The sequence below is a fragment of the Parahalioglobus pacificus genome (genome assembly GCF_014652275.1).
GTDB lineage: Bacteria > Pseudomonadota > Gammaproteobacteria > Pseudomonadales > Halieaceae > Parahalioglobus > Parahalioglobus pacificus.
In genome coordinates this window covers 522685-546862 of the sequence record NZ_BMYM01000002.1, presented here as the reverse complement: position 1 = coordinate 546862, position 24178 = coordinate 522685, and the positions used below count along the sequence as shown (strand labels likewise).

The 24178-nt window shown below is 58.0% G+C and carries 26 protein-coding genes; 15 read left to right on the top strand and 11 right to left on the bottom strand.

The window, feature by feature from the left end; translation table 11 throughout:
* Positions 1-16: 16 nt before the first annotated feature.
* Complete coding sequence (locus tag IE089_RS11285) at positions 17-616, bottom strand: hypothetical protein (RefSeq protein ID WP_189477915.1); 600 nt, start codon at positions 614-616, stop codon at positions 17-19.
* A 160-nt stretch (positions 617-776) separates the two neighbouring features.
* Here IE089_RS11285 and IE089_RS11280 point away from each other — a divergent pair, with 160 nt between their 5' ends.
* The 3 genes from IE089_RS11280 (at position 777) to IE089_RS11270 (ending at position 1949) form a co-directional block, all read left to right on the top strand.
* Positions 777-1016, top strand: a complete 240-nt coding sequence (locus tag IE089_RS11280) for a hypothetical protein (protein WP_189477914.1) — start codon at positions 777-779, stop codon at positions 1014-1016.
* A 2-nt stretch (positions 1017-1018) separates the two neighbouring features.
* Entirely contained in the window at positions 1019-1429 is a 411-nt protein-coding gene (locus tag IE089_RS11275) for a hypothetical protein (protein WP_189477913.1), read from the top strand.
* 88 nt (positions 1430-1517) lie between these two features.
* The gene (locus IE089_RS11270) at positions 1518-1949 is read left to right on the top strand and encodes a zf-TFIIB domain-containing protein (RefSeq protein WP_229802719.1); all 432 of its coding nucleotides are present in this window, start codon (positions 1518-1520) and stop codon (positions 1947-1949) included.
* Between the two features lie 89 nt (positions 1950-2038).
* Here the strand turns inward: IE089_RS11270 and IE089_RS11265 are convergent, their stop codons facing one another.
* Together IE089_RS11265 and IE089_RS11260 are read right to left on the bottom strand one after the other, a co-directional pair.
* Positions 2039-2863, bottom strand: a complete 825-nt coding sequence (locus IE089_RS11265; protein WP_189477912.1) for an outer membrane beta-barrel protein — start codon at positions 2861-2863, stop codon at positions 2039-2041.
* A 58-nt stretch (positions 2864-2921) separates the two neighbouring features.
* Positions 2922-4277 (bottom strand): ribonuclease J, encoded by a 1356-nt coding sequence (locus tag IE089_RS11260; protein ID WP_189477911.1) that lies wholly within the window; start codon positions 4275-4277, stop codon positions 2922-2924.
* A gap of 114 nt (positions 4278-4391) precedes the next feature.
* Between IE089_RS11260 and IE089_RS11255 the strand changes: the two genes are divergently transcribed.
* Positions 4392-5879, top strand: a complete 1488-nt coding sequence (locus IE089_RS11255; RefSeq protein WP_189477910.1) for an MFS transporter — start codon at positions 4392-4394, stop codon at positions 5877-5879.
* Positions 5879-6943, top strand: coding sequence for a 3-deoxy-7-phosphoheptulonate synthase (locus IE089_RS11250; protein ID WP_189477909.1), 1065 nt, complete (start codon positions 5879-5881; stop codon positions 6941-6943). Before IE089_RS11255 ends, IE089_RS11250 begins: the two co-directional genes overlap by 1 nt.
* A 10-nt stretch (positions 6944-6953) precedes the next feature.
* Here the strand turns inward: IE089_RS11250 and IE089_RS15695 are convergent, their stop codons facing one another.
* The 4 genes from IE089_RS15695 to IE089_RS11235 all read right to left on the bottom strand — a co-directional run bounded on the left by IE089_RS15695 (position 6954) and on the right by IE089_RS11235 (position 10314).
* Positions 6954-7124, bottom strand: coding sequence for a hypothetical protein (locus tag IE089_RS15695; RefSeq protein ID WP_229802718.1), 171 nt, complete (start codon positions 7122-7124; stop codon positions 6954-6956).
* The gene (locus tag IE089_RS11245) at positions 7117-7839 is read right to left on the bottom strand and encodes a DUF481 domain-containing protein (protein WP_229802717.1); all 723 of its coding nucleotides are present in this window, start codon (positions 7837-7839) and stop codon (positions 7117-7119) included. Before IE089_RS11245 ends, IE089_RS15695 begins: the two co-directional genes overlap by 8 nt.
* Before the next feature lie 325 nt (positions 7840-8164).
* Entirely contained in the window at positions 8165-8977 is an 813-nt protein-coding gene (locus IE089_RS11240) for an MOSC domain-containing protein (RefSeq protein WP_229802716.1), read from the bottom strand.
* Positions 8974-10314: a serine hydrolase domain-containing protein gene (locus tag IE089_RS11235; protein ID WP_189477908.1), complete on the bottom strand. Its 1341-nt coding sequence runs from the start codon at positions 10312-10314 to the stop codon at positions 8974-8976. The genes IE089_RS11240 and IE089_RS11235 overlap by 4 nt, the downstream gene beginning before the upstream one ends.
* Positions 10315-10422: 108 nt before the next feature.
* On the opposite strand from IE089_RS11235, the gene gor reads away from it, so the two are divergent.
* Genes gor through IE089_RS11205 form a run of 6 tightly spaced genes read left to right on the top strand, consistent with a single transcriptional unit; the run spans position 10423 to position 17740 of the window.
* Positions 10423-11772, top strand: a complete 1350-nt coding sequence (gene gor / locus IE089_RS11230; RefSeq protein WP_189477907.1) for a glutathione-disulfide reductase — start codon at positions 10423-10425, stop codon at positions 11770-11772.
* A gap of 1 nt (position 11773) precedes the next feature.
* Positions 11774-12529 (top strand): sulfite exporter TauE/SafE family protein, encoded by a 756-nt coding sequence (locus IE089_RS11225; protein WP_189477906.1) that lies wholly within the window; start codon positions 11774-11776, stop codon positions 12527-12529.
* A 26-nt stretch (positions 12530-12555) separates the two neighbouring features.
* Positions 12556-13494 carry an ABC transporter ATP-binding protein gene (locus tag IE089_RS11220; RefSeq protein WP_189477905.1) on the top strand — a complete coding sequence of 313 codons (939 nt, stop codon included), beginning with the start codon at positions 12556-12558 and terminating at the stop codon, positions 13492-13494.
* Positions 13487-16315, top strand: a complete 2829-nt coding sequence (locus tag IE089_RS11215) for a Gldg family protein (RefSeq protein ID WP_189477904.1) — start codon at positions 13487-13489, stop codon at positions 16313-16315. Before IE089_RS11220 ends, IE089_RS11215 begins: the two co-directional genes overlap by 8 nt.
* Positions 16312-17217, top strand: coding sequence for a DUF4340 domain-containing protein (locus IE089_RS11210; RefSeq protein WP_189477903.1), 906 nt, complete (start codon positions 16312-16314; stop codon positions 17215-17217). Before IE089_RS11215 ends, IE089_RS11210 begins: the two co-directional genes overlap by 4 nt.
* A 43-nt stretch (positions 17218-17260) precedes the next feature.
* On the top strand, positions 17261-17740 hold the full coding sequence (locus IE089_RS11205) for a methyltransferase family protein (RefSeq protein ID WP_189477902.1): 480 nt from the start codon (positions 17261-17263) through the stop codon (positions 17738-17740).
* Between the two features lie 2 nt (positions 17741-17742).
* On the opposite strand, the gene IE089_RS11200 is transcribed toward IE089_RS11205, so the two are convergent.
* Positions 17743-18732 (bottom strand): LysR family transcriptional regulator, encoded by a 990-nt coding sequence (locus tag IE089_RS11200; RefSeq protein ID WP_189477901.1) that lies wholly within the window; start codon positions 18730-18732, stop codon positions 17743-17745.
* Between the two features lie 199 nt (positions 18733-18931).
* On the opposite strand from IE089_RS11200, the gene IE089_RS11195 reads away from it, so the two are divergent.
* Together IE089_RS11195 and IE089_RS11190 are read left to right on the top strand one after the other, a co-directional pair.
* Positions 18932-19498 (top strand): hypothetical protein, encoded by a 567-nt coding sequence (locus IE089_RS11195; RefSeq protein ID WP_189477900.1) that lies wholly within the window; start codon positions 18932-18934, stop codon positions 19496-19498.
* Positions 19499-19570: 72 nt separating this feature from the next.
* Entirely contained in the window at positions 19571-20146 is a 576-nt protein-coding gene (locus tag IE089_RS11190; RefSeq protein WP_189477899.1) for a DUF4136 domain-containing protein, read from the top strand.
* A gap of 11 nt (positions 20147-20157) precedes the next feature.
* Here the strand turns inward: IE089_RS11190 and IE089_RS11185 are convergent, their stop codons facing one another.
* A complete protein-coding gene (locus tag IE089_RS11185) occupies positions 20158-21126 on the bottom strand; it encodes a 2-hydroxyacid dehydrogenase (protein WP_189477898.1) in 969 nt (322 codons plus the stop codon).
* A gap of 130 nt (positions 21127-21256) precedes the next feature.
* Here IE089_RS11185 and IE089_RS11180 point away from each other — a divergent pair, with 130 nt between their 5' ends.
* Both IE089_RS11180 and IE089_RS11175 read left to right on the top strand, forming a co-directional pair.
* On the top strand, positions 21257-21427 hold the full coding sequence (locus tag IE089_RS11180; protein WP_189477897.1) for a YqaE/Pmp3 family membrane protein: 171 nt from the start codon (positions 21257-21259) through the stop codon (positions 21425-21427).
* 61 nt (positions 21428-21488) lie between these two features.
* On the top strand, positions 21489-22175 hold the full coding sequence (locus IE089_RS11175) for a cupin domain-containing protein (protein ID WP_189477896.1): 687 nt from the start codon (positions 21489-21491) through the stop codon (positions 22173-22175).
* Here the strand turns inward: IE089_RS11175 and IE089_RS11170 are convergent.
* A complete protein-coding gene (locus IE089_RS11170; protein WP_189477895.1) occupies positions 22172-22936 on the bottom strand; it encodes an SDR family oxidoreductase in 765 nt (254 codons plus the stop codon). The genes IE089_RS11175 and IE089_RS11170 overlap by 4 nt on opposite strands.
* Before the next feature lie 47 nt (positions 22937-22983).
* Positions 22984-24162, bottom strand: a complete 1179-nt coding sequence (locus IE089_RS11165) for an MFS transporter (RefSeq protein WP_189477894.1) — start codon at positions 24160-24162, stop codon at positions 22984-22986.
* Positions 24163-24178: the final 16 nt, after the last annotated feature.

The following is a 24178-nucleotide window of genomic DNA, read 5'->3' as shown; positions in this document are numbered from 1 at the left end:
CTGGAGGCCCGGTTTATCAGGCTGCCTTACGCTTAGCGGCTGCTTTGCGCTTGGGCGCTGCCTTTTTCTTGGCAGCTGCTTTTTTCTTCGGTGCAGCCTTCTTCTTAGGCGCCGCTTTCTTCTTGGCAGCTACTTTTTTCTTTGCGGGCGCTTTTTTCTTCGCTGTCGTTTTCTTGGCGGCGGCTTTCTTTTTCGGCTTTTTGCGCGCCTTGGCTTTCGCCGCAGCGGCTTTCTCGACCATCGCAGCAGCACGTTCAGCGGCAGCGGCTTTACGCGCCTCCATGGCATGCTCAGCACGCATGGGCATCAATTTATCTGCATAGTCGTAAGCCGCCTTGGCCAGCGCACTGACGGTGTCTGCCAACGACTCAACCTGCTTGCGCAGTTGGTCCACTTTCTTCTGGTTTGCACTGGTGCCTTTGGCTTTCAGCGAAGTACGAGCTTTCTTCAATCGCGCCGCCGCCGTTTTGTGTTTGTTACGTGCTGCAGTGAGATCCCGCTTCGCCTTGGCGTGCGCTTTCTCGGTTTCACTGAGCAGCTTCTTGCGCAGTTGCTCTACTTGTTTGTTTGCCCGCTGTGCCATTTTGGTGGCCTGGGCCAATTCCTTTTCCAACATACTTCACTCACTCCACTGTCTCTGGGGGTTACCGCCGAGTCAGTGTAGGCTGATTTTTGACCAATGACACGAATATTTTTGCTCCCGGGCGGTCGCGCATCACTGGTATTGCTATTCGCGCGGGCCTATTCTCTTAGGCACTCCAACATGAGAGATAGCGATGAGCAAAGAAACCGGGTCGCGCATCCGCGCGCCCCGCGCAGTGCGACAGAAACTGCGCGATGTAGCCATCAATAAAGTGCGTCAGGACATCATTCATGCCGGCCGCAAGGAAGCAGACTACAGCGCCGAAGAGTTGGAGTACCTGGTAGCAGAGAAAGAGAAAGAGATCTGGTCGGGAATCGGCTGGAAGGGGTTTGGCATCGCCGCGCTGCTGCTTGGTATCAACATAGGAATTTAGCCGTGTCGCTGTTTCGTGTGGTCAAATACTCATCCCTGCTTTTCTTCTTGGGGAAGTACAAAGACAAGCTGTTTCGCGTAGTCGCTGTTTTATTGTTCGCATTAGTCACGTCGCTGCTCTATCAGGACGTGGTGGATTACCTCTCCGTAGAACACCCTGGCACGGTGGTGTATGCCCTAATCGGCAAAATTATTATCGTCTACGGCGCACTGCTGTTTGTCCTTTGGCAGTTCAAGCCTGCGGCAAAAGAGGCCCCCTCGCCGCTGACCGAGTTGCCAGTCATAAAAGACAAACCGTCAGCTGTGCAAGCTGAGACCACCCCGGAAGACAACTCACCACTGTCGGCCCTGTCCGACCTGGACGGTCACAGTGATCTCGCTTCTCGCTCGCAACAATTACTCCGGCGCAAATAAGTCCCTGACTCATTTCGCCTGTTCCCGAGTACCCGCTGGAATCTAACGACTCAGGCTAGCACTGGCCCAAACCGTCACAGTGTCTATAATGAGCGCCAACCACCATCAATGGACGATAAGAATGGAATACATCGCAGACACCCATAGCATGAAGTGCCCCAAATGCGCGCATGGCATGGAGGAAGTGACTTACGGACAGGTAACCATTGATCGTTGCACGAATTGCGCCGGACTCTGGTTCGACACTGGTGAAGCCGAGCAGTTGAAGAATCAGTGGATGGGCGACGCCCTGGATCTGGGCAGCCCCGAAGAAGGTAAAAAGTGGGATGCTGTGGAAGACATTGCCTGCCCGCGCTGCGGCAAGGACATGGAGAAGACCTCAGATCCTGAACAGCCACACATCTGGTATGAGGTGTGCAATGAGCACGGCATGTTCATGGATGCCGGCGAGTTCACCGACTACAAACACGAAACGCTGGCAGACTGGTTCCGCAGCCTGATTAAGGGCAGCCGGCACTGAGTGTTCAGTCCAACAACGAAAAAGGGGGCAATGCCCCCTTTTTTATTGCCCGCTAAAAACATAGCGGGAGCAAACGCTGTAGGTTCCCGCTAGAACGAATAGCTTAACTGTACGGTGGGCCCGTCGAAGCGAATATCGTATTCGTTTTCGCCACGGGACTTTTCCTCTGTAAGGTCGATGTCCGTGAACTGGTAGCCCGCAGAGATGCCAAAGCCCGCCTTGAGACGGTAGTGAAGGCGAGCGTGCAGGTACAGAAAGTCTCCATCCCAGTCGTCATAGTTCGCGCTTAACCAACCCACGGTAGCGGCTGCACCCAGGCGTGGCGTAATAGCGTAAAAGCCCTGTGCACGCAGATTGGGGAGCGGCGCCAGCAGCTGGCTGTCTGCAGCGGAGCGTGTAGCCTCTAAATCACCCACGAATACCCGGCCCTCAAGAGCAACGTCGAGGTCAAAGGCATGCAGCCCGGCACCCAGCAACAACTCTGCCCTGTCAGACCGGTAGGCTGTGTACATGACATCCGCGATGTAAGTATCAACCTGCAGCTCACTGTCCAGTGAGGCACCGGCTTCAAATACGGTACCTTCGAAGTTGAACTCTTCGGTCACCTCACGGCGCCCGTCTACATCAAAGGTGAAGGCACCCACGAAAATGCCCCAGCGGTCATTGATGCGGTAGCGATACTCTGCCATCCAGCTGTTGTACCTGTCGTCCAAGCCCAGATCATCCAACTCCAGACCGACTTCCGGCAGAGCGTTACGGGTAGCGCGCAATTCCACATCAGCGTTCTGGCGCGTAGCACCCAGCATCACGATGTGCTTTTTGCTGGTGTCCAGATAGGGGTGAAAGGGTGCTGACGTTTGCGCCAAACCCACTGCGGGCAACAACAGCAACGCTGCGGGAACAAAAAATCTCATGGAATACTCTGGAGGATGAACGACGCGGCGAGTTCAACACCACAGCCTTGTCGATACATCAGATTACGGGGTTCAGCGTGCCGTCCTGCCCCAGCGCCAGACGGCCTGTTGCCGCGGCCCTGCGCTTCACTCCCGCCTCCGGCGCCAGATAGAACAGGTCGCCGTTTTCACCAGTGAGTGCCAAGGGCACCCCGGTGCTGCGGGCGATTTGCGCATTCGCCTGCATATGTCGCTGCTCGCCATGAACCGGCACAGCAACGCCAGGCTTGAGCCACTGGTACATATCCCTGAGTTCACCCGCACAGGGGTGGCCTGAAGCATGCAGCGTCGTCTCGGCATCATCCGCATGAGCCACGGTGACACCTCGCTGCGCCAGCCGCTCGGAGAGTCGGCCCACCGCTGCTTCATTACCGGGAATGGTCCGCGCGCTAAAAATTACGGTATCACCCGGTTCAAGACTGAGCGCAGGGTGGGTATCCGCTGCAAGTCGCGACAGGGCGGCGCCAGGCTCACCCTGACTGCCGGTCGCGAGCACCAGCACCTCCTCGGGTGGCAAGTAGCCGAGATGCGAAGACTCTATCACTGCAAAATCCGGCCCCAATAAGTCCACACTGCGCGCACAACTGACCATGGTTTGCAGGGACCTACCCAGCAAACCGAGCCGGCGCCCGGTTCGATGACCAATGCGAGACACGGTTTGCAAACGGGCGACACTGCTGGCGAAGCAGGCGATAACTACTCGCCCGGTGCACGCCGCGATCGCGCCCGCCAGGCCCTTGGCCACTTCACCTTCTGACGGGGTGTATCCCGACACCATGGCATTGGTGCTGTCGCAGACCACCGCTGTAATGCCTCTCTCCCCCACTGCCTGAAAATGACGGGCATTGAAGGGCTCACCTATGATTGGCGCCGTATCAATTTTCCAATCTGCTGTGTGGAGAACGGAGCCCGCAGGCGTAATGATCTCCAATGCCATAGTCTCCGGGGTTGAGTGGGTGATGGGTATCCAGCGTACGCTGAATGGCCCGATCTGCCGTTCGTCGCCGGGCAGAACTTCAATGATGGGCTCGGGGGCCTGCGCACCTCGGCCGGCACTCTTGTTGCGCAACACCGCCGCTGTAAAAGCCGTGGTGTACACCGGGCATCGAAACTGTGGCCACAGGTTAGGCAGAGCGCCTATATGATCTTCATGCGCGTGGGTGGCGATTACCCCCACTAACGACTGACTGTGCGCAGCGATAAAGGAGGGATCTGGCATCTGCACCTGATTGCTACCGCCGGGGCCAGCTTCAAAGGTGATCCCGCAATCGACCATCAGCCACGCACCGTTATGGCCAAACAGGTTGAGGTTCATGCCTATTTCGCCACACCCCCCAAGCGGGAGAAACCAGAGGTCATCAGCGCCAGGTGTCATATCGTACTCCGCAGTTAAGTCGCCTAGCGTAACGCTTCCGTGGACTAAAAGAATGCGCCGACTGCCTGCTGGCCAGCTTTACAGCACAAGCCGTGCAGCCCAGACTAGGTTGCCATGATTTCACGACAAACCAGACTGCTCTACAGCGCTGGCGGGGCAGTGTACGCCGCAAAAGAAGCGGCCTACACCATGTTCGTGCTTCTGTTCTATACGCAGGTGCTGGGCCTTGATGGCAGTATCACTGGCGCAATGATCGCTCTCAGCCTGTTCTGGGACGCAATCTCGGACCCCTTAGTGGGCACCTGGTCTGATCGCCTGCGTAGCCGGTTCGGCCGGCGCCATCCCTTTATGTTCGCCAGCATCCTGCCCCTGGGTATTGCTTTTTATGCACTGTTTGCGCCCCCAGCCTCCGTGGTAGAGAGTACTGCCGGTCTCGCGGGCTGGCTATTGTTCTGGTCATTGTGGGTCAGGACTGCGGTCACCACCTTTGCCATTCCGCACCTGGCACTGGCGGCCGACCTGACCGATGACTATCACCAGCGCAGCAAAATCCTGGGCGGGCGAATGGGGGTTATGTTCCTGTTTGCCGTTCTGCTCCCGGCCATAGGGTTGCTAGCGCTGTTCGGCGAGAATGACGGGGTAGACGGCCGCTTTGTCGCTGCCAACTACCCGCTGTACGGCGCCCTGTCCTGCGCTGTGGTTTGGCTGGCCGGCAGCATTTCCAGTTTTGGCACCTTAAAGGCCGCACGGCCAGCGGCATCCCTGCCAGCGGCACAGTTTAGCCCGAGTAGCCCCCTTAGCCTGTTGCGGGACTTGTTTCGCACCATGAGCAACAAGCGCTTTCGGCTGCTGGCCACCTACGAAATTGCACTCATGGTGGCCTACGGCATAGTGGCCACCATGAACATGCTGGTGTGGACCTATACTTGGGGCTTCGATGCGCAATCGGTATCCATCATTCTCTCGGTTCCTTCGCTTGTCGCCGTAGCACTGGTGCTACTTAGTCTTAATCTATTGGGCCGCCACTTTGATAAGACACAGCAGCTGCAACTGGCCATGGCCGGTTTGGTGGTCAATGCACTGTGGCTCTATCCGGCAAAGCTACTGGGCTGGTTACCCAGTGATGGCACCGTGATCTTTGCCTTGAACTTGCTGTTCATGCTGTTTTTTATGTACTGCTTCATGCTGCGCTCTGTGGTCACACAATCGATCGTCGCAGACATCAGCGATGAACATGAGCTTGCCCATGGTATTCGTCAGGAGGGCGGGTTTTACGCGGCGATAAACTTTATCAATAAACTCGCTACGGTCGCAGGCCCGGTGTACACCGGCATCGCAATGGACGTTATCGGACTACCCGCTGGGGCAACCCCCGGCGAAGTTGATCCTGTGGTACTGGACCGGCTGATCTATGCGCTGGGTGTGGGCGTTATTCCAGGTTTCGTGATAGCGCTGTTTGTAGTATTCAAAATTCGGATGCGCGAAGAAGAGGTCACTGAAGTTCAAGCTGCACTGCGGGCAAGGCAGCAAGGCAATGCCGATGTTGCGGCCGCCCACGGCCTGGGACACAATGCGCCGCCCTCACCTGCTGGCGATTCCTGATGACGCAGCCCACCGACGATCTACGTATTCAACAGGCACGGCCGCTGCTTACGCCAGCCAGCCTGCTCGAGCAATTGCCCCTGCCAGAAGATCTGGCAAACAACATCGCCCAGCATCGGCGCAGTGTAGAGGCTGTTTTGGGCGGCGAAGATCAACGCTTGTTGGTGATTGTGGGCCCCTGCTCGGTGCATGATCCAAACGCACTGGCAGACTATGCCAAGCAGCTTTCAGCAGCCAGCCAATCACTGTCCGATGCGCTGCTGGTCGTCCTGCGGGTGTACTTCGAAAAGCCGCGCACGGTCGTAGGGTGGAAAGGGCTGATTAACGACCCGGGCCTGGATGGCAGTTTCCAGATCAACCAGGGGCTGCAGCTGGCACGCAAAGTATTGTTAGACGTTGCCGAGTTGGGGTTACCGGCAGCAACGGAATTCCTCGACACCACCTTTGGCCAGTATTACACAGACCTCGTGAGCTTCGGCGCCATCGGTGCCCGCACAGTTGAGAGCCAGGTACACCGGGAGCTGGCCAGCGGCCTGTCCATGCCGGTGGGGTTCAAAAACGGCACTACCGGCGATATCTCAGTGGCCATCGATGCCATTCGCTCTGCGCGTCATTCCCATGTTTTTCCATCACTCACCAAGGACGGCAGTGCGGCAGTCTTGGAATCGTCGGGCAACCCCCATGGCTACCTGATTCTGCGCGGCGGGCGTGACAGCGGCCCCAACTACGATGCGGCCTCAGTCAGCGCCGCAGCAACCGCGCTATCGGCCCATGACCTCCCCGCTTCCGTGATTGTGGACGCGAGCCACGGCAATAGCGAAAAACAGCACCAACGCCAGGCAGCCGTGGTCAGTGATCTCTGCGACCAGATTGAGCAGGGGCAAAACGCGCTGCGCGGGGTCATGCTGGAAAGTCATTTGGTTGAAGGCAACCAGTCGCTGACCAGCCCCGCCGAATTACGCTATGGCCAGAGCATCACCGACGCTTGCCTGTCTTTGGATGCAACTGTGCCGCTACTGCAGCAGATGGCCAGCGCGGTGCGCAGGGCGCGCACCGCACAGTAATCGGATTGCCCTACCAGCGGTAGCCAATCCTGAAGCTGTAGGTCTGGTCCAGATCTTCTACACCTTCAACCGCGCCCGAGTCGTATTCCAACAGGATTTCCGCGGCGCCTTCCAGGCCGAACAAGAGCGGAAAGGCCAGGCCAAAGGTCGTGTTGAGGATGATGTCGTCAGTATTATCCATTATCCAGATCCCAAATACCGATGTGGTCGACATACAACCGGGAATCTCCACCCAGGTAGTTACTCTGGGCATGGATGTTCCAGTTCGCACCGGGGTATTCATTGTCCGGAGCCGTCAGGAAATCTTCCGTTACCCAAACCAGACCCAGTTCTGCCTCAAGTTCCAGCGCCGGTTCTGTCAGCAGTTGCCGACCCATGTAGGGACCAAAATATGATCGTAGATCCAGATCTGCGAATTCATCCTGTTCCGCTGACGCCAATACGCCCCAGTACCAGCGGTCTTCCAGGAAATGGTCGTACTTAGCGATCAGCGTCCAGTTGTCGGCATTCTTCACGCCGTTGGCTTCATCCACCTCACCGTTGAAGCGCAAGGTGTCGCGATCATCGTCCCCCTGCAGCGTGGTATCCAGGCGATAGTCCAGTTCGTCAGTATCAGTATTGCCGCGCTCCAGCACCCAGGCGAAGTTCACCAGGCCCGTCCACTTGTAGCCAATGCCCAGTTCCCAGTCCTCGGGATCGGTCTTGGTCAGGTCATCCAGGGTGAAATCCTTATCAATGGTTTCGCCACTAACAACCAGTAATTCGTTCTCTACACGAAGCGGCTGTGCTTCCAGCACAGTCCCATCGGTCATCTGCAGCACCCGAGGCTGCTCGCTGTGCAGTGAAACGATTTGAGTCTGGTCGATGGAAACCGAGCCGGCAAAATCGGTGTCCATCGCCAGTTTACCGTCGGCGAAGGCCGTGACAGTGCCAAAAATGGTGGAGCCGTTTTTAGGACCACGCGATCCAGGTTTGCGGCGTCATCCGCCAGAGCTTGGGGAGTAAGCAGCCACGCCACTAACAAGGCGAGGCAGCGGAGGGAGCGGGGAACAGTCATAGAGCATAACTTTGTGCTTGCGGTTTTCAGGCGCCCCTCGCCACGGTGCAAGGCCCAGTGAGTCGTCGGCGCCGATGCCGCTCTGTTTTTGACGGCTTGCACGCATGATACGGAGTTTGCTGCAGGCTTTGATCATCCGATTGCGGTAATTGTGCTACCACCAGCTAGTCGAGAACCCGCACCGATTGACCCGTCGCGATCTCGGTCGTCGTATCCGGCTGGATGTCGTAGGACAGGTTCTGACCGAACCAGATTTGGCCCTCCCAGCGGCGGAAACTCGCTAGCACGCGATTGATATCGCGGTCGCGTGCCCCGGTCGCCTGGTCGATAGAAGGCATCACACAGCGGGAGCAGGGTTTTGCCACCGAAAAGACCTGATCGCCGATCTGTATTTGCCGCCACTCATCCTCGGCGAAGGGCTGGCAACCGCTAACCACGATGTTGGGTCTGAAGCGATTCATAGGTACCGGCTCGGGCAAGCGCCGATTGAGCTCATCCAGCGAGGCGTGGGATATCAACAATAGGGGAAAGCCATCGGCAAAGGAGACGCGCTGACCCGGCCGTGCATACTCCGGGTCGGCCAAGCGCTGCGCAGTCTCGGGCATGTACACGAGGCGGCACGGCAGTTGGAGGTATTGCTGGCACCACTGGGCCGCATCGTTACCCGCATCCAGCGCCGCTACCCCATCGCCCCAGACCTCTACCGCGCGTGTACTGGCAGTGCCGTCGGGTATGGGCACCGTCAGGGTGGCGTCATTCCATTGCAGTGTCAGTGAGTCCCGGCCGGACTGCGCTTTGCAACGGGCAAGGTGCGGATGATCTCGCTGGGTAATGAAAAGACCCTGATCATCCACCAGCATCCAGCGCCGGTCTCCCGCGAGTCCAAACGGGGTTAACGCCGCGCGCTCTACAGACACACCAGCCAGTGATTTCACCGGATAAACAGATAACTCACTGATCTGTAGTTCGCCGGTCACGGGGCCACCTCTTGATACACCGACTCCAACAGGGGGTTGAGGCCGCTATCAACACCGGTCGCCGTGAGTCCCATACGCACAACCACAAGCTCCTGCTCGGGAACTATTACCACGGATTGCCCCGCATTGCCCGAGGCATAGAAGGTCGATGCAGGTAACGCAGGAAAAGCGTTGCCCCTGGTGTTAAGCCAGAAACCGCGCCCGTAGCGGCCCAACGTATCCGAGGGTCGCGCCACCGTGCTGCTTTTGAGCCATCCGGCTGGCAGCAACGGCGATCGATCATGCCAGGCATCCAGCCAGAATTGGCCCACCCGCAACCAGTCCCGCGCATTCATATAGGCGTAGCTGGAACCCACCTGAACGCCACTGGCGTCAGCCTCGGCAATCAGCGTTGTTAATCCCAGCGGGGCAGAGAAATTCTGCTCAAGCCACTGCCAATAAGGGCCGGGCGGCAAATTGCGCTGCCACAGGTAGGCCGCCAGATTGGTGTCCCCACTGGAGTAACTGAAGTGCTCACCCGGTGCAAAGGCGTGACCGGTAGCTGGGGCCTCGGCCCACATACGCGAACTCTGATAGAGCATATGGGTTGCATCACCACCGGGGGCGTAGGTTTCATCGAAGTCGAAACCACTTTCCATCTGCAGCAAGTGATTCAAGGTGAGTTCAGGACTGATACCCGCAAGCACATCTACGGAAGTCCCGAGGCCCGAGAGTGCCTGACGCACCGGCATATCGGGGCTCAGCCCGTTCAGCTGCGACAGCATGCCCACCCAGGTTGCCGTCAGGCTCTTGTTCATCGACCAGCCGTGCAAGGGTGTTTGATCTGTGACCGGTTCGCTGTAGCGCTCGGCAATCACCTGTCCCTGGTAGGACACCAGCACTGCAAGCGTATTGCGACCGTCACCATCGGGCTCGGCAAAAGCCGCGTCCAATGCCGCGTCAAGAACACCGGCTGTCACCGGAGGGTAATCAACCGCGCGCAGGTCGGGCATTGCGCCTGCAGTTTCGTCTCTGGGATTCAGGGTACAACCCGCTGAGCCCTGCACGAGCGCGCGAGCATCCACGCCGAACAGGCTGGCGGACACGGCGCCGCCTGGCTGGTCAACGTCCAGATGCAGCAGAGAGAGCAGTGGACCCAACACTGAAAGCCTGTGGTGTATGTCCCGATCCACAATAAACCCGGCAGGAAGCCTGGCCACGAAAACGCCGGAACACAGCTGCTTGGCGCTGTAGCCGACCGCAACGGCCGCCGCTTCCTGCAGTGGGCGCAGTGCGAAGAAACCCAATACAAAAACTGGAATGGTGATGAACAGAATAGTCCGCGTGAGTGTGCCCATACCTGTACCCTTAGTTCCTTAGCCACTAAGCATACAAGATGCTGGTATTTCGAGCTTTGCAAAGCCCCTGATAAACTGGCGCACCTCAAAAAACAATGAATCGAAACTATGGACTACGACCTGTTTGTGATCGGCGCCGGATCGGGCGGCGTTAGGGCAGCACGCATGGCTGCGGGCTTCGGTGCCCGCGTCGCGGTCGCAGAAGACCGCTATATGGGTGGCACCTGCGTCAATGTGGGCTGCGTGCCCAAAAAACTGTACGTGTACGCTTCGGAGTACGGAAAGGGCTTTGCGGATGCGCAAGGTTTTGGCTGGAACAGCAGCACGCCCCCATTTGATTGGGCGACGCTGCGTGACAACAAGAAAACCGAGATATCACGGCTGAACGCAATCTACCGAAACTTGCTGTCGGGTGTGGAAGCAGATGTCATCGACGGTCGCGCACGCATCGTAAACGCCAACACCGTTGCCGTGGGCGACCGAGAGTACACAACAGAACGCATTCTGATTGCCACGGGCACCTGGCCTCATGTTCCTAAGTTCCCGGGTAGCGAACATGTTCTCAGCTCCAACGAGATCTTTGATCTGGATGCCTTCCCAGAGCGTCTTGTGGTTGTGGGAGGCGGTTACATCGCGGTGGAATTCGCGGGCATCTTTAACGGCCTGGGTTCACAGGTCACGCAGCTCTACAGGGGGCCATTGTTCCTGCGGGGCTTTGACGCCGATATCCGTGCCCATGCGGCACAGGAGATCCGCAAAACCGGCGTGGACCTGCGCTTCGAAGTTAACGTAGAACGCATCGATCAAACCGCCGACGGGCTGCAGCTCTCCCTCACCGATGGCAGCCAGATCGAGGCTGATGCCGTGCTGTATGCCACTGGCCGGGTCGCCAACACTCAGGGTCTGGGCCTTGAAAATGTCAATGTGGACATAACTCGCCACGGCACTATTGCCGTCAACGAGCAGTTCGAAACCACTGAACCGGGCGTGTTCGCGCTGGGCGACATTACTGGCGGCATGGAATTGACACCGGTGGCGCTGGCCGAGGGCATGGCCTTCGCCAGGCGCCAGTTTGGCAGCCTGGACAGCCAGGTGGATTATGACTTTATCCCCACAGCGGTGTTCTCACAGCCCAACATCGGCACCGTGGGCTTTACAGAAGACGAAGCGCAAGCACGCTTCGGCGAAATCACGCTGTTCAAATCCACCTTCAAACCGATGAAGCACACCATCAGTGGGCGCGACGAAAAAACGCTGATGAAGCTGATCGTCGACACGGCATCTGACCGAGTAGTAGGCGCACACATGGTGGGACCAGACGCCGGGGAAATCATGCAAGGCGTGGCGATTGCCATGCGCGCCGGTGCCACCAAGGCGGTCTTCGACACGACCATCGGCATTCACCCCACGGCTGCGGAAGAGTTCGTGACCATGCGCGAACCCTGGTCGGAGGATTGAAGTGGATCTGAGCCTCTGGCAGGCGGCGCTGTTAACGGCTGTTGGTATCGTCGCGGGATTCCTGAACGTAATGGCCGGCGGCGGCTCCCTGCTCACCATTCCTGTGATGGTCTTTATGGGCGTCCCCGGCCCTGTCGCGAATGGCACCAACCGCATCGCCATACTGGCTCAGAACCTCACTGCGATCACCGCCTTTTTCCGCCGCGGCTTTGCGGATTTCAAACTCTCACTGAGCCTCGCGGCTTGCGCAGTTCCCGGCGCCGTAGCCGGTGCCATGGTCGGCGTGCAACTGGGCGGCCCCTGGTTCAACCGCATTCTGGCAATCGTCATGGTCGCCGTGATGCTCATCATGCAATTTGGCAATAACAAGGCGCAGGACAACCAGGGACACCCCTCGCGTGAGCAATTGGTTCGCGGCCATCTGATGATGATAGGCGTGGGCTTTTGGGGCGGCTTCATTCAGATTGGCGTGGGCTTCATCATTATGCCGGTACTGAATCGGGTGATGGGACTGGATCTGGTGCGCACCAACATGCACAAGGTGTTCATCGTCGCCGTGTATACCGTGGCAGCCCTACTGGTATATGCCAGCCAGGTGCAGATACTTTGGCTGGTGGGCGCCGCACTGGCGCTGGGGAATTCTATTGGCGGCTACCTGGGCGCTCATTTCACCGTATCCCGTGGCGAGGCCCTGATCCGCTGGGTGCTTAATAGTGTGCTGCTGGTGTTTGTTGTTAAGCTGTTATTTTTCCCCTGACTCGCGAGACCGGGCAACAGGACGCCATGATCGCAGCACATGCACTCACCCGCTACTACGGCCGCACACGCGCCGTGGGCAATGTCACATTCGATATCACCGGGAATGGCATCATCGGCCTGCTCGGCCATAACGGCGCCGGCAAATCCACCATCATGAAAATGCTCAGCGGCTACCTTGAGCCCAGCGGCGGCAGCGTGGAGATCGATGGTCACGATATGATGCAAGATGCGCGCAAGGTGCAGCGCACGCTGGGCTATTTGCCCGAGAGCCTGCCGCTCTATCCGGAAATGCTGGTCGCAGACTACCTTGATTACGCGGCTGCACTGAAAGGCATCAAAAGCAGCAACAGGCCGGCAGCCATACGTGAAGCCTTGCTGGCCACCGATCTCGTAGCCCGCGCCGTCGAACCCATCGACAGTCTATCTCGGGGTTTGAAACAACGCGTCGGAGTGGCGCAGGCCATCATGGGTCAACCCAAGCTGTTGATTCTGGACGAGCCCACCAATGGCCTGGACCCCTCACAGACCGAGCAAATGCGCGAGCTCATACGCCGCTTGTCGCGCCAGGCCACCGTCATTCTTTCAACCCATATCATGCAGGAAGTCGATGCCCTTTGTGATCGAGTGCTGATTCTCAACGAAGGGCGGCTGGTGCTTGATAAGTCAATGGAGACATTGCGCAACAGCCAGACTTTGCTGCTACGCAGTTGCCAGTCGGTGAGCAATCTTGGGGATCTGTTAGCAGACCTGCCCGACGTCGCTTCGGTTGAACGCCGCAACAGCAAGCCAGAGCGGGCCGAGTTCTTGCTGCAGATAAACCCGGGTGCCGACCAGGACACTGCCGCCGGCACTATCGGGCAAGCGGTGGTTAGCGCGGGCGCGCGTCTGCACACGCTGGAACCGCTGGGTCACGACCTGGATGCTATTTTCCGCGAAGCAACCCGCGAGGCCGCTGGTGAGTAGCAACCGAATCATACGTCGCGTGGCGCAGAAAGAACTGCGCCTGTTGTTCAGCTCACCCGTCGCCTGGCTGTTCCTTGGCTGCTTCAGCGCCGTGACCCTGTTCGTCTTTTTTTGGGTTGAGGCCTTTTTCGCGCGCAACGTCGCTGATGTTCGCCCCCTGTTTAAGTGGATGCCCGTATTGCTGATCATCCTTTGCGCCAGCCTGACTATGCGCTCATGGAGTGATGAAAGGCGGCTGGGCACACTGGAACATGTGCTCACGCAGCCCAGTGGCTTGTGGCGTTTTGTCATCGGTAAGTTTCGCGCCTGTTTCGCGATGCTCGTGTTGGCACTGCTCGCGACACTACCACTGCCACTCACTGTCGCTGCATTGGCCGAGCTGGATTGGGGCCCCGTCGTAGCCGGGTACCTGGCCTCACTGCTACTGGGCGCCGCCTACCTCAGCCTGGGACTATGCGTCTCTGCCAAGACCAGCAATGCCATCGTCAGCCTTATCGTCACCGTCGCACTGGCGTCCCTGTTGTACCTGTTGGGTAGCCCGGTGCTCACTGCCTTCTTTACTGATGACACAGCCCAAACATTGAGGCTGCTGGGCACCGGCTCTCGTTTCGAAAGCATTACCCGCGGTGTCATCGACCTCAGGGACCTGTTCTATTACCTGAGCCTGACTGCCGCCTTCCTGGCCATCAACGTGTATGCATTGGAAAGCGAGCGCTGGGCCAAGGGCCGCAGCCGTCGGCATCGCCGCTGGCGCGCCGCATTAGCACTGATACTACTGAATTTCGTTGTCGCCAATATCTGGATGGCCGCGCTCAACGGCTTGCGCACCGACGTCACCCAGGGACGTCTGTATTCACTCTCCAAACCCAGCAACGACCTTCTCAGCCGATTGCGCGAGCCGCTGCTGATCCGGGGTTACTTCAGTGAAAAGACACACCCGCTGCTGGCTCCGCTGGTACCGCAGTTGCGTGACCTGCTTCAGGAGTACGCCATTGCCGGCGGCGATAATATCCGTGTTGAGTTCGTGGACCCCGGCACGGACCCCGCGTTGGAGAGCGAAGCGAACGAAAAGTACGGGATTTACTCCGTACCGTTCCAGGTTGCCGATCGCTACCAATCCGCGTTGGTCAGCGCCTACTTCAATGTGCTTATCAGCTACGGCGACGAGTCGGAGACGCTGGGATTTGCAGACCTTATTGAAGTCAGAGCAGCGGCTGACGGTTCGGCGGACGTGATGCTGCGCAATGCAGAGTTCGACGTCACCAGGGCCATACGGGACGTCCTCAACAGCTACCAGAGCAGCGGCAAGTTGTTTGAAACACTGGAAAACACGATAGAGCTCACGGCTTACGTGTCTGATGAAGAACTGCTCCCCGATCTGATGTTGGCCTACAAGGACAGCATTGAGGCCCAGCTGGACGGCATTGCGCGGGAAGCCAACGGTCGCTTCAGGTACCGTTTCGTAGAGCCCGAGGCAGGCGATGGCGAGGTCGCGCGACAGATAGAAGACGAATGGGGATTCCAGCCCATGGAAGCGGTGATGAATGACAATCGCGCCTTCTACTTTTACCTGACACTGTCCGATCAGCGGCAGGTTGTGCAGCTGCCCACGGATAACTTCGATCCCACGGCCTTCCGCGACATGTTCGACGCCGGATTGAAACGCTTCTCGCGCGGCTTTACCCGAACCGTGGCCTTATCGCTACCCGAGTCCACGCCGGAGATGGCGCGTTTCAACCTTGGTGTTCCGACCTTCAAAAACCTGGAACGCATGGTTACCCGCGATCATTCCCTGCGCATGGCAGACCTGAGTGACGGTCGGGTAGACCCGGTGGCCGACATTTTGGCGGTCATCGCTCCCCAGGCACTGGATGCCAATGCGCTGTTCGCGATGGACCAGTTTCTAATGCGCGGCGGCACGGTGTTTCTTGCGACCTCGCCCTACTCGGCGGAGTTGTCCGGCGGCAATTTGCGCATGCAATCCTACAACAGCGGCGTCGATGACTGGTTAAAGAACCATGGCCTGACTATCGAGAAAACACTGGTTCTGGACACCCAGAGCGCCCCTTTCCCCGTACCGGTTACGCGTAAAGTCGGTGACTACGAGTTCCGGGATGTGCAAATGCTGGACTACCCGTACTTCATCGATCTGCGCCCGCCAGCCTTGAATGCTAACCACCCCATTACCGCGAGCCTGCCACAGTTGGCCATGGCCTGGGGCTCTCCCATAACGGCAGACAGAAGCCGCGGCCTCAGGGTCAGCAACCTGATGCGCAGCTCTCCTAACAGCTGGCGCTCCGACTCTCTGGACGTCATGCCCAGTGTCGATGCCGATGGCAACAGTCACTATGCACCAAAGGGTGTGCAACAAACCGAAGAATTGGCGGTGGTGGTTCAGGGGCGTTTTGAGAGCTACTTTAGCGAGGAAAACAGACCGGATGTTGCACAGCAACTCAGCCGCGGCGGATCGGTTATCAACCGCTCCCCCGAGTCAGCCCGGCTCATTCTGGTCGCCTCCAATGATTTCATGGATGATCAGGTGCTGAATGCACTGGTCACCGGTGCAGGCACCCAGTACCTGGGACCACTGGAGATGTTCATGAACGCCATGGACTGGGCCCTGCAGGATGAGTCCTTGCTACAGATTCGATCACGCGGGCATTTCAACCGCACCCTGCCGCCCATGGAGGCCAGCGCCCAGCGCCTGCTGGAGTACATGAACTACGGCTTTGCGCTGCTTTGGCTTGCACTGCTGGGCACCATCCATGCGGTGCTAACGCGCCGTTTGAAGCAGCGCTATCGCAGGATGCTGGCCACATGAACCGGACGATTATTTGGCTGGGTTTTCTGCTGATCGCGCAGCTGGTGTTAACACTCTTGATTTACCGACCGCCACAGATCATGACCCGCGGGCTGGAGGGTGCACCGCTGGTACGCTTCAATAGCGCCCGGGTCACAGAGATAACGGTGGACGATGACCGCGATCAGGAAGCAGTGATTCGCCTTGAGCAGGGACGGTGGGTACTGCCCGAATTGTCGGGACTGCCCGCTGATGCAGGCATGGTCAACGCCTTGATCGGCGCCATCACCGCCACCGATCACAGCTGGCCGGTGGCCAAAAGTGTGCCCGCCAGACAGCGGTTTCAAGTGGCGGCCTACCATTACCGGCGTCGCATTACGTTGATTGGATCTGATGAGCTGTTGGGTACGGTGTACCTCGGTACCTCACCCGGCTTCCGCCAGGTGCACGCGCGCAATGACAGCGGTGAGGCGATCTACAGCATTAATCTCAATGCCTATGATGCACCGGGACTTGATGGGGAGTGGATCGATCGTGACTTGCTGCAAAGCGGCAACCCTAAACAGCTTGAGTTAGACGATGTCATGCTGAGCAAAATCGACAACCAGTGGCTCACGCAAAATGGCGAAGCACCGGATGATCGCGAGCTGCAGGCTTTGCTGTTGGCACTGTCCAGCTTGCAGATAGAGGGTGTTGCCGACGAGGATGACCAGCGCAGCCTGGCAGAGGCCTCGCCGGAGCGCCGCATAAAAATTGCAACGGACGACGACAGTCACAGTCTGGAACTGTTTAGCCTGAACGGTCGTTACGCTGTCTACGATAGTCGTTATCCACTGTTCTTCGCCATCAGCGACTACAACTACCAGCGACTATTGGGGATCAATACTGCATTGATCGCAGGCAACGATCCAACGGGCGAGTAATCCACTACCGAGCCGCTACCAACTGAAACAGGAGGTGTGCCGCGTGGTACCTCAAGCACCAAAAACCTGGTGGCGTGTGAAAGTCGCCGCGGGCGCGCTGCTTATTGCACTGCTGGTTGTCCACTTTGTATTCGGTGGGCAATTAAGCGCACTCAGCCTGCCACGATGGCTGGGGCAATCACTAGTATTGCTGGGGGCAGGCATCACGCTGTTTCACTACAGGCTGTTACAACACGGCACAGGTGGACCAGTGCCAAGACTTGTTTCGCAAGGTGGGCTGTTTCGCTGGGTGCGCCATCCCATGTATCTGGGGGATGCACTGCTGTATTTGGGACTGGCCCTGTTGATCCCAGGATTTGCCAGCACGATAGTGCTTCTCACAGGCTGGTATGCCCTTTACCGGCAGGCAGACTCGGAAGATCAGGCGATGGCCGAATATTTTGCCAATGACTTTGAGCAATGGAAATCGAGAACTGGCCTGATGCTGCCAGTGCTCTCAGGGCGTCGCACAGTAGGAAAGTAATCTCAAGCAGCGGTGCCCAGGGCCTCAGAGGCATCCATTCGAGCGCCCTCGTTGGTGAGGTGTCGCATCAGCAAGGCGCGCATCCATTGATGCGGTGCTGAACGCGCGGTTCGGGTGTGCCGCATCAACGACATCTTGCCGCGATTGGCGCTGTGCGTGTTACGTATCATCCGTTGTAATTCCGAAGGCAACTCCACACCGATGATCAGCCCCTCGTAAAGACCACTCTCTTCAAAGCCGGCATTCGCAACCAGCAGCGCATCGGTGCGGCTGAGCACACCCACAGCAGAAGCAAACTGGGTGGTTTCCAATGCGATACTGCGGTGTACACCGTACTGGCCCAATACATCGTCAACCATGCTGGTGTTCTCACGCGTCAGACCCTGTAGATACAGGCGCACGTGCGGATGATTGAGGAAGTCCTGCAGGCTCATCTCCTTGCCTTCCAGGGGGTGGCCACGGCCCATATAGCAACGGGGCGCCTGGGCAGAAATCGGCTCAGCATGAATATCGCGCTCGGTGTCTATGGCGACAAAGGCGGCAAAATCGGCCTCGCCCTTTTTTAACTGATCCTGATAGTCCGGGCTGACCTCCGCTGTGATGATCTGCACATTGGGGGCCTGCTCATACAGCTCTGCCATCAGCCTAGGCAGCAGCGCTTCACTGACAATAGGCGGCAGCAACAGTTTGAAACAGCCGGAATAGGTAGAGGGCTCGAAGTCTTCGTTGCCCAGCACGTGCTCTACAGATTCAAGCAGCGCCGGTAGCTCTTCGGCCAGTGACTCCGCTCGCGGAGTGGGTACCAGCCCGTGCGCCGTACGAGTGAACAGCTCATCCTCAAAGGCATCGCGCAATTTTTGTAGGGTTTTGCTCAAGGCGGGCTGGGAAACAGACAGGCGTTCAGCCGCACGGGTTACGTTGCGCTCCTCCAGCAGTACCTGCAGAGCCACCAAAAGATTGAGATCTGTGCGAACCAGTTTCCGCGAAATCATGCGTCACCCCGTTCCCGCTTTGTTGTTGTCTTTTGATGCTATCACCCGCGATCGAGCGAATGCCCCGCAAAACTTGAAAAAAGTCCAATTAATCAAACGTAGGAATTTGCCACCATCAGCGCGCAAAGCCTGTGTCCGGACTGCGAGTGAGCAGTAGATCGTTTACCATCAGGCTATACACTGTCGGGGGCATAACGCCGTGACTTACCTAAAATCTATCTGGGTTGTACTTTTCGCCGCAGCGCTGAGCGCATGTACCTCGACGCCTGACCCCGCTGAGCAACCCATACAAGCCAGTGCGGTCTCAGTGACATTGCCAGACTTCGTAACGGGTCCAGACACAACGCTGGCATGGCGCAGCAATTTGATTTGGATTGATGACCCAGAGGGCCGGTTTGAACGCCGTGCAGATCAGCTGCAGGCGGCCCTGGCCCGGGAGTTCGCCAATAAGGGGCTGGTCTTCGCCACGAACTTCGAAGCGGCCACCTATGATGTGCTGGCGATTGCCATGCTTGGACCGGTGTCGGGTCACCCCGAGGTGCAAGAAGCCTTTCGACTCTATCCCGCTCTGCAAAAACCGACTGAAGGCTATCGCCGGGGCAGCGTGATTGTCGCGATTGCCCCGAAAGGCACCCGGAAAGTGGTGTGGCGAGGCGCTTTGGAAATATTCACGGACCCGGACCGCATGGAGCCAATGGCGGTGCGCACAGAGCGTCTACGCTTTGGTGCGCAGCAACTTCTGGCCAGCATTCCCGCCGTGCGTTGATGTTGTGGTGGCTGGCCCGCATTGGCCCTGCTACCATTTCGTCTACACTTTGAACGTTTCGGGCCTGCCAACATGCGCTGTATCGCCGCACTTATCACTTTCCTGTCAGTCGCTACACTGGCCGCCTGCAGCGGCATAGAAACACGCCCCGAAGATACGGCCAAATTCGCATCAGAGAACTACACCTATTACCGCTGGCGCAGCGAACCTCTGGGCGAAAATACGATTTCTACAGACCCTATCTATGCGCTGGACCCCCTGGTGCGAAAAGCGGTAGATGCAGAATTGGCCAGCAAGGGTTACCGGCTCAACAATGACAAAGCCCAATTCAGCGTGGACTACATCTACGCCACGGGATTGAGGCTGGGTGAAAAGGGTTCGGAAGCCAGCAACATTTCTGTTTACCCCGGTGCGATTCCAAATCGCAATGTCGATCAGGCGTCAGTGGATAATGCCTATGCGCTGAGCGGCGTTAAAGAGACCAGCAACATAGCGCTGCAGTTCAACGACACCACGCGCAAGCAGGAAGTTTGGCGGGTCGTGATCACCAAGATTGTGGAGAACACCAACACCGGTGAATACCGTAATCTGGAATCCAATGTGCAGAAGGCCGTTCGCCAGGGCCTGCGACCACTGCCTTCCAAATAAGCCGGCTTTCCTCAGCCGTAGACCTCAGGATTGACACAGTGCGGCATGGCCTCACCCGCCAGAGCCGCAAGGGCATTACCCGCGGCCAAGTCAGCCATTTCAATACGTGTTTGCGCGGTCGCGCTGCCAATGTGCGGCGTGAGCACGACATTGGGTAAGTGCAGTAGCGGGTTATCGTCTTCCACCGGCTCACGCCCGAACACATCAATGCCCGCAGCGTAGAGATCACCCGCCGACAGCGCCTGCGCCAGCGCCTGTTCGTCGACAATGCCACCGCGCGCGGTGTTGACCAATACCGCGCCAGGTTTCATGGCTGCAATCCGCTCCGCATTAATCAATTCAGCGGTGTCCGCCGTTAGCGCCACGTGGATGCTCACGAAATCGCTGCGTCCGAGCAGCGTGCCTAAATCAACCAAGCTGACACCGGGCACATCAACCGCCGAGCGATTCCACGCGACAACATCCATGCCAAACCCCTGTGCGCGTCGAGCAACGGCCCGACCAATGTCTCCAAGGCCCACAATGCCCAAGGTCGCACCGGCGACATCCTTACCCGTGAAAAAGTCCGGCGACCAGGCGTTCTCTGCACGCCAACTGCCCTGACGAACGAAGCGATCAGCCTCGGCCATCCGGCGCGCTGCGGCCAGTAACAAACCGAAGGTGGCGTCCGCCGTGGTTTCAACCAGTACGCCAGGTGTATGGCCCACCGGTATGCCGCGTTGGGTGGCTGCTGCCACATCGATGTGATCCACGCCTACAGACATGCTGGAGATGAATTTGAGGGCCGGCATTGAGTCCAACAGGGCCTCATCAATGCGATCAGTGAGCAGGCAGACAAGACCTGTGCTTCCCTGCAACTCCTCCGCCAATGCCTGGGCCGGCAATAATCCCGGACCCATCCACACGTTAACATCACTGGTCTGGGCCAGCTGCTTTACGCGCTCGCCGGGCAGTTGGTGGGTGATTAACAGCTTTTCCATCACGATTCCCTGTGCCAAACACTAATCGGTGCTACCTTTAGAAGGACGGCTATCCGAGACCGCTTATTCATCGGATATACCCAATAACAATAAAACGATTGAATACTTCCATCCCGCAAGGAGAACATTGATGAATCAACTGCTACTTCTCATTATCGCCATACTGTTACCGCCCCTGGCAGCCTTCCTGCAGGTAGGTGCGACCAAGCACTTTCTGATCAACATCGTCTTGTGTCTGTTCTTTTATGTGCCAGGTATTCTGCACGCAGTGTGGCTGGTACTTTCCGGCACCAAGTCGTAGCGGCAAGCAAGCCTCCCACCGGGCAGTGATCAGGCTCGCTGCCCTGCTCGTATAAACGGGCATGACTAATGACGAAGAAGCACTAAACGCCGACCTTTCGGTTCGGCTCGCCATCGATACTGACGCGATGGCATTCACGCCCAGTCCGGGTGGCCATGTGCTGCGCAAACGCCTGCACCGCGTCGGCCCCGCAGAAGCCGGACAAGTCACCTCTATCGTTCAGTACCAGCCCGGTGCCCAGTTCCCCGCGCATGATCATCTTGAGGGCGAAGAGATCCTCGTGCTGGATGGCATATTTTCTGACGAACATGGCGATTGGCCTGCCGGCACCTACCTGCTGAATCCCGAGGGGTTTAGGCATTCACCGTTTTCAAAGGACGGCTGCCTGCTGTTCGTAAAACTCCGACAGTTTCACGGCAGGGACAGACAGCACATTGCCCTGCAAACCCGGGATGAAGCGTGGCGACCCTCGGTCAGGAAAACGGTCAGCTGGAAAAAGCTCTATGCACAGGAACCCTACACAGACTTTATGCGCCTGGAACGGTGGGACTCTCCTCAGGAAATGGGCCAGCTGAATTTTCCGCAGGGCGCAGAGCTGCTGGTGCTTGAAGGGGGTTTTGCCGACGGCCAGGGTCACTACCCGGTGCACGCCTGGCTGAGGATCCCCGCGGGCGGCACACTCACACCAGTCAGTGATGCGCGCTGCGAGGTGTATATCAAGGAAGGCGGCTTTACCTACCTGGACTAGGTGGTCAGGCCGCCATCCACAACAATGATTTCGCCGTTGGTGTAGCTACTGGCATCAGAGACCAGATACAACACCGTGCCGGCCATCTCATCGGGCTCTGCATGACGACCCATAGGAATCGTGCGCACGGCCTCTTTATAGATATCTTCGTTATCGAACAGCGCGCCCGCAAATTTCGTGCGCGTGAGTCCCGGCAGTAGTGCATTGCAGCGGATACCCAGCGGGCCACACTCTTTAGCAAAAACGCGCGTCATATTCACCACGGCAGCCTTAGTAATGGAGTAAATACCCTGCATGGGACCGGGCTGCAGCGCGTTGATAGATGCCGTATTAACAATGGCACCACTGCCCTGCTCACGCATCAACTTGCCGGCTTCAATACTCATGAAAAAGTAGCCGCGCACGTTCACGTCAACCGTCTTGTTAAAAGCCCCCAGGTCAGTGTCCAGAACGTGGCCGAAATAGGGGTTGGTAGCGGCATTGTTCACGCAGATATCCAGACGCCCGTGAGCTTCGCGTATGTGCGAAAAAATGGCCTGTATGTCATCCATATTGCCCACGTGACAGGCCACCGCTTCTGCACTGTCGCCCTTTTCACGGATGGAACTGGCAACCAGTTCGCAGTCTTCCTGCTTACGGCTGGACACGATGACGTGTGCCCCTTGCTCCGCAAGGAGACGAGCAATACTCTCTCCAATACCACGACTCGCGCCGCTGACCAGCGCAATTTTTCCAGAGAGATCGAACAGATTGGTCGCCATGCCGGGCTCCTACAACATCAAAAACGAGGCGGCAGTCTACGCCCAGATTACCGGCTTTGCACCTGCTGAAGGTCACCACGGGATAGCACACACCAGGCCCAGCCGACATAACAGGCGATAGCGACCGCAATCACGGCCCATGCCGCGCTGAAACCGAACAGAGTCAGACTGGTACCCGCCAGTAAAGGGCCAACGACGCGACCCCAGGAAGCCGCTGCACTGACCGTGCCCAACATGCGCCCACGCAGTGCCGCAGGCGCGCGGTGGCTGGTGATGGTATTCAGCAAGGGCATGCATAGCGTTGCCCCTGTCATGGTTGCGAATGCTGCGGTCAGCATTTGTGCCTGTCCCTGGGCGAAAACGGCCAGCACGAGGCCACCGCAAAACGTGGTCACCACAATACGCAGAAACAGTAACTCACCGAACGACCGAACCAGCGGCCCCATAAGCAGCCCCTGCACTAACGCCATAATGGCACCCTGCACGCCAAACATGATGCCCACTTCACGGGCACCCCATTCCAGACGGTACGCCAGCCAAAGCGGCAACAGGTAGGTCGTCGCACTAACCCCCGTATTGTGCAGCACGTATTGCAGCGCCAGCAGCCGATTGCCCGTGCGCTTTAGCAGCGCGTAATTACCCGCATCATTCATGGCCTGATCTTCGATCAGGGCCTGACGGGCCTGCTTATCCAGTGATTCGGGCAGATACTTTGCAGCGGCAATCATGGCCAACACCGACATCAGAGACGCCAACAGACATGGCAGCAGAAAGCTGCCCTGTTCGCCCGACAACAAACCGCCCGCCATGGGGCCCAGAACAAGCCCCATACCGAAAGCCGCGCCGATCAAACCCATGCCGCGGGCACGATTCTCCGCACCGGTGATATCCGCCATCATGGCCGACGCCACCCCGAAATTACCCGCCATCAGACCGGCAAAGGCCCGGGCGGCGAACACCATCCACAGCGCATTGGCAAAACCCAGCCCCACGTAGGCCAGCGCGGAGCCACCCATGCAGATCATCAAGACTGGCTTGCGCCCGACCCGATCCGAGAGCCGGCCCCAATAGGGGGTGCTGATACCGGCACAAATGGCGTAGACCACTACTATTAAGGCAATGTCGAAATCACTGGCACCCAGCCGGGGCGAGAGGAAGGGCAGGATGGGAATTACGATGCCGAAACCGATCATATCGATCAGCACGACAGCGAAGATAATGGGCATGGTAGAAAGCCGGCGG